The organism is Haloferax larsenii, from assembly GCF_024730625.1.
GTDB classification, from domain to species: Archaea; Halobacteriota; Halobacteria; order Halobacteriales; family Haloferacaceae; genus Haloferax; species Haloferax larsenii.
Map to the genome: position 1 here is coordinate 2,444,753 of NZ_CP078063.1, position 11,337 is coordinate 2,456,089.

The 11,337-nt window shown below is 62.9% G+C and carries 10 protein-coding genes; 5 read left to right on the forward strand and 5 right to left on the reverse strand.

Annotation, left to right across the window (positions count from 1 at the left end; genetic code table 11):
* The first annotated feature begins 64 nt into the window (after positions 1 to 64).
* The gene (locus KU306_RS12790; RefSeq protein WP_258302162.1) at positions 65 to 1,150 is read left to right on the forward strand and encodes a glycosyltransferase; all 1,086 of its coding nucleotides are present in this window, start codon (positions 65 to 67) and stop codon (positions 1,148 to 1,150) included.
* Between the two features lie 41 nt (positions 1,151 to 1,191).
* Here KU306_RS12790 and aglG read toward each other — a convergent pair whose 3' ends face one another.
* Positions 1,192 to 2,133, reverse strand: coding sequence for a glucosyl-dolichyl phosphate glucuronosyltransferase (gene aglG / locus KU306_RS12795; protein ID WP_258302163.1), 942 nt, complete (start codon positions 2,131 to 2,133; stop codon positions 1,192 to 1,194).
* A gap of 115 nt (positions 2,134 to 2,248) precedes the next feature.
* On the opposite strand from aglG, the gene KU306_RS12800 reads away from it, so the two are divergent.
* Entirely contained in the window at positions 2,249 to 5,431 is a 3,183-nt protein-coding gene (locus KU306_RS12800) for an oligosaccharyl transferase, archaeosortase A system-associated (RefSeq protein ID WP_258302164.1), read from the forward strand.
* Positions 5,432 to 5,619: 188 nt separating this feature from the next.
* Here KU306_RS12800 and aglM read toward each other — a convergent pair whose 3' ends face one another.
* Entirely contained in the window at positions 5,620 to 6,912 is a 1,293-nt protein-coding gene (aglM, locus tag KU306_RS12805) for a UDP-glucose 6-dehydrogenase AglM (protein ID WP_258302165.1), read from the reverse strand.
* 182 nt (positions 6,913 to 7,094) lie between these two features.
* On the opposite strand from aglM, the gene KU306_RS12810 reads away from it, so the two are divergent.
* On the forward strand, positions 7,095 to 8,063 hold the full coding sequence (locus tag KU306_RS12810) for a DUF368 domain-containing protein (RefSeq protein ID WP_007540260.1): 969 nt from the start codon (positions 7,095 to 7,097) through the stop codon (positions 8,061 to 8,063).
* A 33-nt stretch (positions 8,064 to 8,096) separates the two neighbouring features.
* On the opposite strand, the gene KU306_RS12815 is transcribed toward KU306_RS12810, so the two are convergent.
* Positions 8,097 to 8,651, reverse strand: coding sequence for a class I SAM-dependent methyltransferase (locus tag KU306_RS12815; protein WP_007540261.1), 555 nt, complete (start codon positions 8,649 to 8,651; stop codon positions 8,097 to 8,099).
* 129 nt (positions 8,652 to 8,780) lie between these two features.
* Here KU306_RS12815 and KU306_RS12820 point away from each other — a divergent pair, with 129 nt between their 5' ends.
* Together KU306_RS12820 and cutA are read left to right on the forward strand one after the other, a co-directional pair.
* On the forward strand, positions 8,781 to 8,969 hold the full coding sequence (locus KU306_RS12820; RefSeq protein WP_007540262.1) for an HEWD family protein: 189 nt from the start codon (positions 8,781 to 8,783) through the stop codon (positions 8,967 to 8,969).
* Between the two features lie 24 nt (positions 8,970 to 8,993).
* Positions 8,994 to 9,305 carry a divalent-cation tolerance protein CutA gene (gene cutA, locus KU306_RS12825; protein ID WP_258302166.1) on the forward strand — a complete coding sequence of 104 codons (312 nt, stop codon included), beginning with the start codon at positions 8,994 to 8,996 and terminating at the stop codon, positions 9,303 to 9,305.
* A 30-nt stretch (positions 9,306 to 9,335) separates the two neighbouring features.
* Here the strand turns inward: cutA and KU306_RS12830 are convergent, their stop codons facing one another.
* A complete protein-coding gene (locus KU306_RS12830) occupies positions 9,336 to 10,007 on the reverse strand; it encodes an HAD-IIB family hydrolase (RefSeq protein ID WP_258302167.1) in 672 nt (223 codons plus the stop codon).
* Positions 10,008 to 10,037: 30 nt separating this feature from the next.
* Positions 10,038 to 11,207 carry a Cdc6/Cdc18 family protein gene (locus KU306_RS12835; protein ID WP_258302168.1) on the reverse strand — a complete coding sequence of 390 codons (1,170 nt, stop codon included), beginning with the start codon at positions 11,205 to 11,207 and terminating at the stop codon, positions 10,038 to 10,040.
* Positions 11,208 to 11,337: the final 130 nt, after the last annotated feature.

Sequence of the window (11,337 nt, forward strand, 5' to 3'; positions counted from 1 at the left end):
CCAGTCGACACACAGAAAGCGCAAAAAACGGAACCACTTAGAAACACGGCTAGACAGGTAACTCATGAACGTCCTCATGGCCCCGTACTACTCGGGAAATCCGTATCAGGACCTCCTGATACAACACCTCGAAGACCGTGGAATCGAGGTGACAGTCGACGAAGAGCCGATTCCGTTCTCGCCGTTCATATTCTCCGTCCTCCTCGACGACGTCGACATCCTCCATCTTCACTGGACACACCCGTACTTCTTGTTTGGGAGCGTGGAGTGGGCCTACAAAATTCCCGGAAGTCGAATCGTCGCGATGCTCGCCGCGGTGTGGTTCCTCCTACAGGTAAAACTCGCTTCATACCTGTGCGACCGAATCGTCTGGACTGTCCACAACAAACACAACCACGAACAGAAATTCCTCTCGCTTGACAAGATAGTCAGCGAACGACTCGTCAGGATGGCCGATAGCGTTCAAGTATGGGACGACCGAACCCACGAGGAACTGGAGTCGTTCGTCGATGCCGACGTGGGCAATGCTGTCGCGATTCCACACGGAAACTATGAGCCTGTCTACGAAGACAGCCTATCGGTATCGACCGACAAGGCCCGAAAAAAACTCGGTGTCGACGTATACGAGCGGGTCTACTTATTCTTCGGGATGATTCGGCCGTACAAGCAAATCCCGAAACTCCTACAGACGTTCGAACGCGTGAGCAACGACGACGAATGTCTTGTCATCGCCGGAAATCCCATGTCTACGACCGAAATAACGGAGATACGTACACTCGCAGAAAACCAGTCGAACGTCGTCACCGACCTTCGGTACATCCCAAACGAAGAGGTCCCGACGTACTTCGCAGCGTGTGACTTCGGCGTGTTTCCCTACCGAGATATCTTCAGTTCAGGGTCGGTCGTCTTGAGCCTCACATTCGGCTGTCCGGTTATTGCTCCACGCGCTGGATGTATCCCCTCTATCGTCCCCGAGGGAAACATCGTCTACGACCGACTCGAAGATGGATTCAAAACTGCACGGGGACTCTCGCAGGACGAACTGGTCAAACTCCGCGACAGAAACCGAGACGCGGCGCGAGAGAACCACGACTGGTGTGACATCGCAGCACAGTTCGAAGAGGTCTACCGAGGCCAACTACTGGCGTAGGACTCTGCCTGAGAGGTGTTCAGCGAAAGAGAGGTTCCGGTTTACGCGTTCGTCTTCTCCACCAAGTCCGGCGTCAACAACCCGTAGACGTAGCCAAAGCCGACAGCAGCGGTGAACACGAAGATAGCAATCAGTTGCTGGACCTTCGCCATCGACGGCTCTTTGAGGAGTTTGACGAGGCGGTCGACGACGTAGACGAGCATCAGGTCTCGCAGGTAGTCGTTCTTGTCGCCCGAGGCCTCGGGGTACAAGAGGTCCATCACGCGCTTCGAGTAGCCCTGCCAGAACGACCGGAAGGTGAGCCAGCGGAACTTGGTGCGGTACTCGAAGAGCTTGTGGTCGACGCGGGCGCGCTTGTTGTAGATGACGCGCTTGCCGGTGTTGTTGTAGATGCGGATACAGACGGGTGCTTCGTGGGCTTGTACGTGCTTGTCGCCCTTCCGGCCGGTGTTCGTGTCGTAGCCACCGGCTTCGAGGAACACGTCGCGCTTGAACGAGATGTTCGAGCCGTAGGTGTTTCGGACACGTTCCATGTGGTGTCCGAATCCGCGTTCGTCACAGCCGACGAGCCAGTAGAACTCCTCCGGGAAGAAGTCGGGCTTGCGAGCGACCCAGTCGGGGACGACAGTGCCGCCGACGGCGACAGCCTCGGGATTCTCCTCGTAGGTCTCGACCAGCGTCTCGATCCAGTCTGGTCGGGCCGTCGCGTCGTCGTCGATCATCGCGACGACGTCGCCCGAGGCGAGTTCGGCACCCTTCGTCCGACTGTAGGAGATACCTCGGTTTTCGTCGTTGCAGTGGAGGACGACGTTCTCTCTGTCGCCGAAGTCTTCCTCGACACGCGCAAACACTTCCTCGTTCCCGTCGACGACGAGGACCACTTCGAGGGGTTCGTAGGTCTGTTCGAGCACGCTCTCGACGGCTTCGGTAAACGGTTCGTACCGTTCCATCGAGTAGGTACAGACCACGACGGAGACTTTCATCGCCCGGTGCTACCGAGGACGGCCGAATAAGCATTGTCCTTCGGTCGAATTCACCCAAATCGGTCGAAATCGCCTATCACAAGGCTTATGAAAGGCTTGACAGTTGTTGGGCACAATGAGCGACGAGCAACGAGAGTATTCGCCTTCCGTAGCGGATCTCGCTCGCGACTGGTATCACATACCGGTCCTCTCGGCTATCGTCCTCGTCATGCTGTGGATACGACTCCGCAGCTACGAGGCGTTTACCCGAGCGGGCTCGGTGTATTTCTCAGGAAACGACGCCTGGTATCATCTTCGCCAGGTCGAATACACGGTCAAGCACTGGCCTGCAACCATGCCGTTCGACCCGTGGACGGAGTTCCCGTTCGGAACGAGCGCGGGACAGTTCGGGACGATTTACGACCAACTCGTCGCGACCGCGGCACTCGTCGTCGGACTCGGTAGTCCGTCGTCCGACTTGGTCGCCAAGACGCTGTTGGTCGCCCCACCCATCTTCGGTGCCCTGATTGCGATTCCGACGTACCTCATCGGCAAGCGTCTCGGTGGCCGACTCGCCGGTCTCTTCGGCGCGGCCGTCCTGATGCTCCTCCCCGGAACGTTCCTCCAGCGCGGTCTGGTCGGGTTCGCCGACCACAACATTGTCGAGCCGCTGTTCCAGGGCTTCGCCGTCCTCGCTGTCATGATCGCCCTCACGGTCGCCGAGCGCGAGAAACCCGTCTGGGAACTCGTTCAAGCCCGCGACCTCGACGCCCTCCGTAAGCCACTGAAGTGGTCTGCACTCGCTGGCGTCGCGATTGCGCTGTACATGTGGTCGTGGCCGCCGGGCATCCTTCTGGTCGGTATCTTCGGTCTCTTCCTCGTCTTGAAGATGACCTCCGACTACGTTCGCGGACGCTCGCCGGAGCACGCCGCGTTCGTCGGAGCGGTGTCGATGCTCGTCACTGCAGTCCTGATGGTCGTCCCGTTCAACGAGCCGACGTTCGGTGTCACCGACTTCGGCTTCCTTCAGCCGCTTTTCTCCCTCGGTGTCGGTCTCGGTGCCGTGTTCCTCGCTGGCCTCGCCCGCTGGTGGGAGTCGAACGACGTCGACGACCGCGGCTACCCGGCTGCGGTCGGTGGTATCGCAGTCGTCGGACTCGTGCTGTTTTCGGTGGTTCTTCCGGACGTATTCGGAAGCATCGCACGGAACTTCCTCCGCACCGTTGGCTTCAGCGCCGGTGCGGCGACGCGAACCATCGGTGAGGCACAACCGTTCCTCGCCCAGAACACGCTGCAGGCAGCCGGTATCTCCGCCGTCGACCGCATCATGTCGGAGTACGGCTTCACGTTCTTCACCGGTGTTGCCGCTGCCATCTGGTTCGTCGCCAAACCGCTCGTCCGAGACGGCGAGACGCGCAAGATTGGCTACGCCGCAGGTGGTCTCGCAGGCATCGGCCTCCTCTTTTTGCTCCCGGTTATCCCGGACAGCATCGGCGGCCTCGTCGGTCTCGAATCCTCGCTTGTCAGTCTCGGTATCGTCACCGCCATCATCGTCGGTGCGGTGATGCAGGCTGACTACGAGAGCGAACACCTCTTCGTCCTCGTGTGGGCGGCCATCATGACGTCGGCCGCGTTCACGCAGGTTCGTTTCAACTACTACCTCGCGGTCGTCGTCGCGGTCATGAACGCGTATCTCCTCCGCGAGGTGCTCGCCATCGACTTCGTCGGTCTCGCTGACATCGACCGACTCGACGACGTTTCGCCGGGACAGGTCGCCGCGGTCGCTATCGCGGTGCTCCTCGTCCTCACGCCGGTCCTCATCGTCCCGGTTCAACTCGGGAACGGACAGGCGACCAACACTGCGTATCAGGCCGCCGAAACCGGCCCCGGCCCAGTCACGCAGTGGGACGGGACTCTCGGCTGGATGCAGAACAACACCCCGAAGGAGGGGTCCTTCGGCGGTGCATCGAACGAGATGGACTACTACGGGACGTACAAATACACGGACGACTTCGACTACCCTGACGGCGCCTACGGCGTGATGTCGTGGTGGGACTACGGTCACTGGATTACCCTCCTCGGCGAACGAATTCCGAACGCGAACCCGTTCCAGGGTGGTGCGACGGAGGCGGCGAACTTCCTGCTCGCCCCCGACGAGGAGCAGGCGTCTGACGTCCTCTCCTCGATGGGCGACGACGGTGAAGGCGAGAACACGCGCTACGTCATGGTCGACTGGCAGATGGCCTCGACCGAGTCGAAGTTCGGCGCACCGACCGTCTGGTACGACCAGTCGAACATCTCCACCTCGGACTTCTACAACCGCGTCTACCGCCTGCAGGAGCAGGACGGCCAGACGCGCCTCGTCTCCTCTGCGAACGTTCACGACCAGCGGTACTACGAGAGCCTCATGGTTCGGCTCTACAAGTTCCACGGGAGCGCAACGGCACCCTCGCCCATCGTCGTCGACTGGGAGGAACGCACCAACGCCGACGGTTCGGTGACGTTCCGCACGACACCCGCTGACGGCCAAGCAGTCAAGACGTTCGACAACATGAGCGCGGCCGAGGAGTACGTCGCCAACGACCCGACCTCGCAGATTGGCGGTATCGGCTCGTTCCCCGAAGAGCGCGTCGAGGCACTCGAACACTACCGCCTCGTGAAGTCGTCGAACAGTTCGTCGCTCCGCTCCGGCTCCTATCAGAACTCGCTCGTTCGCGCGCGCAGCACCTACGGCATCCAGCCACAGGCGCTGCTCGGTAACAACCCGGCGTGGGTCAAGACGTTCGAGCGCGTCCCCGGTGCGACGGTCGAAGGCAGCGGTGCCCCGGCCAACACGACGGTGACTGCTCGCGTCCAGATGCGCGACCTGACGAAGGGTACGAACTTCACCTACACCCAGCAGGCGCAGACCGACGGGAACGGTGAGTTCACGATGACGCTGCCGTACTCGACGACCGGCTACGACGACTACGGTCCCGAAAACGGTTACACGAACGTCAGCGTCCGCGCGACTGGTGACTACACCTTCGCCGGGCCGACGTCGTTCGAAGGCAACAACACCATCGTCAGATATCAAGCACAGAACGTCAGCGTGGACGAAGGCCTCGTCAACGGTGCTGAAGACGGCACCGTCGAGGTGACGCTCGAACGCGCCGAGTCCGAGCTCTCGTTCAACAACGACGAAGCGTCTTCGAACGAAACCGCCACGAACGAGACGGCAACGAACGAGTCGGCAACCAACGAAACTGCGACGAACGACACGTCGACCAACGAGTCGGCCGCCATCGACGCCGGCGCGCTGACCGCGGTCGTCGCGTAAGTTCGCTCGACGCGGTTCGCAGTCCGCAACTCGATTCGCCGTCCGAAACGCACTTCTTCCATTTTTCGACCCAGAAAGCGACAGCGCTCGCTTCGGACCCGAGCCGACGAGAAAACAGTGTGAAAGGGCAGAGTAGCTAGATTGGGGTTCGAGACTCCCGCACCCCACAGACCAGCGACTCGTAGTCCTCAGACCAGCGACTCGTAGTCGATACCGTCGCGGCGAGTGACGATGCGGCGACCGTCGATGACGACGGGCTCGCGCATCTCGTCGAACTGCTCGTCGAGCGCGGCGAACTCGTCCCAGGCGGTTGCGACGAGCGCGGCGTCCGCATCGACGAGCGCGGCGGCCGCAGAGTCCGCGTAGTCGATGTCGGGGAACCGTTCGCGCATGTTCTCGGTCGCGACGGGGTCGTAGCCGACGACGTCCGCGCCAGCGTCGAGCAGTGCCTCGACGAGCGGAATCGACCGCGACGAGCGAATGTCGTCGGTACCGGGCTTGAACGAGAGTCCGAGGACGGCGACGCGCTTGCCTTCGGGGTCGAACCGCTTTCGAAGGAGGTCGAGCATACGTTCTGGCTGGCCGTCGTTGACGTCGATAGCGGCTTGCAGGAGGCGTGGTTCGTAGCCGCGTTCGCGGGCAGCAGCGATGATTGCGGCGGTGTCTTTCGGGAAGCACGAGCCACCCCAGCCGAGACCCGCACCGAGGAACGCAGCGCCGATACGGGAGTCGAGGCCGATAGCGTCGAGCACTTCCGCGGAGTCGACGCCGAACTCCTTGCAGATGTTCGCGAGGTCGTTCGCGAGACTGATTTTCGAAGCGAGGAAGGCGTTGTTCGCGTACTTAATCATCTCCGCTTCTCGGATACCGGTCTCGACGACCGGCGGGTCGTCCGCGTGGTCGACGAGCGGAGCGAAGATGTCGTCGAGGCGGTCGAACGCGCGGTCAGTGTGGGCACCGAGGACGACCTTGTCGGGGTCGAGGAAGTCCTCGACTGCGGTCCCTTCGCGCTGGAACTCGGGATTCATCGCGATGTCGAACTCCTCGCCGACGGTCTTGCCGGCGGCTGCCGCGACGCGCGGGCCGACGACCTCTTCGGTCGTCGTCGGAACGACCGTACTCTTCGTGACGACGAGGTGGTAGTCGTCTTTGGTGGCGAGCGTCTCCCCGAGCGACGTGGACGCCGCTTTCACCGCACCGAGGTCGATGCTGCCGTCGTCGTTGGCAGGCGTCTGGAGGGCGAGGAACGTCGCGTCGGTGTCGAGAATCGCCTCGTAGTCGGTCGTCGCTCGGAGTCGGTCGCCGGCGTGTTCGGCGACGAGTTCGTCGAGGCCCGGTTCGTGAATGGGCGAGCGGCCATCGTTGAGTGTGTCGACGATGTCCTCGTCGATGTCGACGGTGACGACGTCGTGGCCCAACTCCGCGAAACACGCCGCGATTGTGGTGCCTACGTACCCACTCCCGATGATGCTGAGCTTCATTACGTCACCTGTCGCTTCGGAGTGGTTTCATTCTTTCCGACGGGCGCGTTCAGCAGCTCGGCGCGACGCACGCCGACCGAACAAAGTGGCGAAATAGCGTGTCTAAACGTACTTTCTGAACGTACTTTCGCGGACACGAACGGTGGACTCATATCCCTCGCGGAGAAGCTTCGGAACACGAAATGACGACGGGAACCGACGAACGGTCCGCGCTCGTGCCCTGGGTAATCCTCTATCTGAAAGGCGTCTGTATGGGTACGGCCGACGCCGTTCCGGGCGTCTCCGGCGGTACAATCGCACTCATCACCGGCATCTACGAACGGCTCATCAGTGCGCTCACTGCCATCACGCCGACGCGTATCCAGCGCGTTCTCTCGGGTATCGCATCGACCCGACGCGAAGATGCCCTCTCCGCGCTCCGCGAGATAGACGTCGGATTCCTGCTCGTCCTCGGTGCGGGTATCGCCACTGCCGTCATCACCGTGACGCGCGTCCTCCACACCGCTATCGACCAGTATCCGGTCATCACGTTCGGGTTCTTCTTCGGTCTCATCGGCGCGTCGGCCGTCGTGCTGTACGCGCAAGTCTCACTCGACGGCCCGCGGCAACTCGCTGCGGCCGCCGCCGGATTCCTCCTCGCCTTCGTCGCGTCGGGGACCGCCGGCACCGCACTCGGTCATTCGCCACCGGCGACCATGTTCGCGGGCGCAATCGCGGTGAGTGCGATGATTCTCCCCGGTATCTCGGGGTCACTCCTCCTGCTGCTCCTCGGTCAGTACGAGTTCATGACGGAGGCACTCAAGACGTTCGTCGACGCGCTTTTGGACGTTGTGACGGGCGGCCCAGTCGCCGCACTCGTCGAACCGGGAGCCATCGTCGTCGCGTTCATCGGCGGCGCGCTCGTCGGCCTGTTCACCATCGCCCACGCCGTTCGCTGGGCGCTCGAACACTACCGCCGTGCGACCCTCGCGTTCCTCGTGAGCCTCATCGTCGGCGCACTCCGCGCACCAATCGTCAAAGCCAGCGAAAAGCTCGCCGAAGGGAACCAGCCGTGGACCGCCGAACTCGTCGGCATCTTCGCCGTCACGGCGGTTATCGGAGCCGCAATCGTCCTCCTCGTTGACCGATACACGTCGGTCATCGAGTCCTAAGTCGGCAGGAAAGCAGCGTTTTCTGAGTTCGATTTACCGCCGAGCCACGCAGACGAACGTCTCGCGTCGCGTCGCCCCGTGAGTGACGGTGAACCCGGCCGCTTCGAAGGCTTCGACGGCGTCTCCGAGTCCGAATCGTTCGTCAGTCGGTGGCCCAGCTTCTCCGTCGCCAGCGGTGGACCAGTCGATGGTGACGACGTGACCGCCGGGCGCGACGACCCGCGCAATTTCGGTCAGCGCCTCGTCGGTGGCGAACTCGTGGTAGGTCATCGTCGAGAACGCGGCGTCGAGGTGGTCGTCGTCGAAGGGAAGCGAGGCGACGTCCGCGGTGACGAACTCCACGTTCTCCGGGGTGCCCTTGTCGCGGTAGAAGTCGTGCATCGCCTCCTGTACGTCCACGGCGTACATCGTGTCGACGAACGGCGCGACGTCGTCGGTGAAGAAGCCAGTTCCACTCCCGAGGTCGGCGACGACGTCCCCCGGACGCGGGTCGAGCAGGGAGAGTAATTCTTCACGAGAGACGAACCGGTATCGACTCGGGTCGTCGAGCTTCGCCGCAGAGTCGACGTCGAAGGTGTGAAATCCCATACGAGAGGTGTGTTCGGCAGGTGCTAAGTCCCATCGGTTACGTCTCGGTTGTGCCCGGTGAGCACACGATAAAGACCGAATATGCCGTCGGCGATGGGCTTTTGCGTGCCGACAGACACCATTGGAGATATGGAACCCCAACTTCGACGACCGACTCGACGCGCCTGCGAGCGCTGTGGTCGCGTGGAACGATGGGACGGCGACGCGGCGACGTGGCGTGTCGCGTCCGAAGACGGCGACAAGCAGGTCGGAAACCCCTACTGCATCCACGAGTGGGACATCAACGGCCGCTTTGCACCCTTCGAAGAACCGGCGTAACACGACGAGACGAGTTACACAGCGATGCCGACAGCATACGTGACTGCACCGCCCGACGCGGCAGACGAACTCGCTCGGACGCTCGTCGAGGAACGACTCGCGGCGTGCGTGAACCGCGTGCCCTGCCAGTCGGTGTATCGGTGGGACGGCGAGGTCCACGACGACGACGAGGTCATCCTGCTCGCGAAGACGACCGACGACCGATACGACGAGTTCGCCTCGCGGGTGGTCGAACTCCACCCATACGACGTGCCCTGTGTCGAACGGTTCGACGAATCCCACGTCCTCGACGAGTACGCGACGTGGGTCTCGGACGAAGTATCGGACCAAAACTAGCCACAAACGACGGTTCCGTCGCTGGCGCTTCTACGACTCCTGTAGCGACCGAAGGACCGAGAGCGTGCCGTCCATGTACGAGTCTTCGAGCACTTCGTCTGCGGCCGCTTTCGCCACGTTGTCGGCGTTCGCGACGGCGTAGGACTGCCCGGCGACGCCGAAGGTTGAGGCGTCGTTTTCGCTGTCGCCGATTGCGACGAAGTCGGCGGGGTCGTAGTCGAGGCGGTCACAGACGTGTTCGAGGCCGACCGCCTTCTCGACGCCCGGGCTCTTTACGTGGTACGCGAAGCCCGTATCGACGACTTCGAGGTCGAACTCGGCGGAGACCTCGCGAAGGAGCGCTTCGTCGGCGTCGAGGCTGATAGCAATCTCCGTCTCGCGCCAGCGGTTGACGGTGTCGGCGGGACCCCATCCGAGGTCGCCGCCGCGGGCGACGAACTCGTCTGCGGCGGCCTGTGCTGCCTCGCGGTCGCCCGCGAAGGTCACGTCGCCCTCGACGAGGACGACGCCGCCGTTTTCGGCGACGACCGTCTCGGGAAGTCCGAGGTAGTGACACAGAGAGACGGGGTACGGGAACGCCTTTCCAGTGGCCAAGACCACGGGGGCGTCCCACGAGGGGAGGACGTCGAAGGCGCGGGGGTCGAGGTGGCCGTCGGCGTCGGTGAGTGTTCCGTCGATATCGAGTACGAGCGGTGGAACCATACCACCGCTTGGGAGACGGGGGAAAAAGAGTCAGCGGTCGGAGCCGTCGATTCCGCGGAACACCAGCGTCGAGAAGTTCGGCACGGGACGCGTCGCGGGTCGCCCCGGCCCGTCTGTCGTCTCGGCGACCGCGACACGGCGGACGATTCCGAGGTCCGACAGTTCGTAGAGGACGCGCCGGACAGTCGTCTGCGAGAGCGACACCGACGGGTGCGCGGCGATTGCCTCGGTCGCCGCCGTGACGGACTCACACTCGTCGTCGTCGAGTTCGACGAACGCTCGAAGCACCTGTCGGCGGTTTTCGGAGAGGGCGAAGACGCGGCCGAGCGAGCACCCGTCTTCGGGGACCGCGTCGATGCCGGCGGTCACGTACTCCGGTTCGATAGCGTCCGCCTCGTCTGCCGCGGCGAGCGTCGCCGCACCGTAGAGTGCGGAGAGCGCGTCGTGTGCATCGCCGTCGGCCCAATCGGCGATGGTGTTCGTCACGTCGTGGGTGAGCGCGGTTCGCGTGATGGCGTCCGACCCGCGCTCGGCGAGTATGTCGGCGAGTGCGTGCCGCTCGTAGGCCGGAATCTCGATGTCCGTCACGTCCGCTTCCAGCGCCGGTCGGTCGTCTCGCCCGATTGCGACGACGGACACATGGGGCGAGGCGTCTGCGAGCGTCTCGATGGCGGTTTCCGCGCTGTACGTCATCGGTTCGCCGACGTGGTCGACCGCGACGACCGCCCGGTTGTCGTGCGTGAGTCGGTCTGCCAGTCGGGTGCGGAGCGACTCGACGCCCACGCCTTGCGAGGGGACCTCCTCCTCGCTGAGGTCGTCGAGGACGGCGTGGAGGAGCGTAAACTCCGTCTGGGCCGCGCGGGCGTCGACGTACGAAAACGAGATGGTCGGCGGTTGCACCGCGCGCGTCGTCGTGTAAATCACCGACTGAGGGGACGGTATCGCCCGCGAAATGTGGTCGAACAGAGAGGTTACGAGTGCGGATTTCCCAGCGCCCTTCGGCCCGTGGACGTACGCGTGCGTCGGAAGCGACCCGTCGAAGACGGGGTCCAGATGGTCGAGAAGCATTTCGAGCGTTGGCCCGCGACCAGTCGGTTCGTCCGGGTGGACCGTCGGGTTCAACACGGTCACGTCGCGGACGATACGGCGTCTCGACTCACCTCGGTTCCGGCGTCGCGCGATTCGGTCTTCGAGTCGCATGAGGAATTGTCTCTTACGTGGCTGATTTTCAGTGCATGGATAAAAATGAACATACTGTCGTCTCGGGATTTTCCAGAGACCGCTGTCCCACCGGCAGTGTCACTCTCCGGCGCGGTGAGGGAGTACTGTG

What these genes read in the sequence shown, in the direction of transcription:
- KU306_RS12790 (WP_258302162.1), top strand. Translation starts at nt 65, where the DNA reads ATGAACGTCCTCATGGCCCCGTACTACTCGGGAAATCCGTATCAGGAC.
- aglG (WP_258302163.1), bottom strand. Translation starts at nt 2,133, where the DNA reads ATGAAAGTCTCCGTCGTGGTCTGTACCTACTCGATGGAACGGTACGAA.
- KU306_RS12800 (WP_258302164.1), top strand. Translation starts at nt 2,249, where the DNA reads ATGAGCGACGAGCAACGAGAGTATTCGCCTTCCGTAGCGGATCTCGCT.
- aglM (WP_258302165.1), bottom strand. Translation starts at nt 6,912, where the DNA reads ATGAAGCTCAGCATCATCGGGAGTGGGTACGTAGGCACCACAATCGCG.
- KU306_RS12810 (WP_007540260.1), top strand. Translation starts at nt 7,095, where the DNA reads ATGACGACGGGAACCGACGAACGGTCCGCGCTCGTGCCCTGGGTAATC.
- KU306_RS12815 (WP_007540261.1), bottom strand. Translation starts at nt 8,651, where the DNA reads ATGGGATTTCACACCTTCGACGTCGACTCTGCGGCGAAGCTCGACGAC.
- KU306_RS12820 (WP_007540262.1), top strand. Translation starts at nt 8,781, where the DNA reads ATGGAACCCCAACTTCGACGACCGACTCGACGCGCCTGCGAGCGCTGT.
- cutA (WP_258302166.1), top strand. Translation starts at nt 8,994, where the DNA reads ATGCCGACAGCATACGTGACTGCACCGCCCGACGCGGCAGACGAACTC.
- KU306_RS12830 (WP_258302167.1), bottom strand. Translation starts at nt 10,007, where the DNA reads ATGGTTCCACCGCTCGTACTCGATATCGACGGAACACTCACCGACGCC.
- KU306_RS12835 (WP_258302168.1), bottom strand. Translation starts at nt 11,207, where the DNA reads ATGCGACTCGAAGACCGAATCGCGCGACGCCGGAACCGAGGTGAGTCG.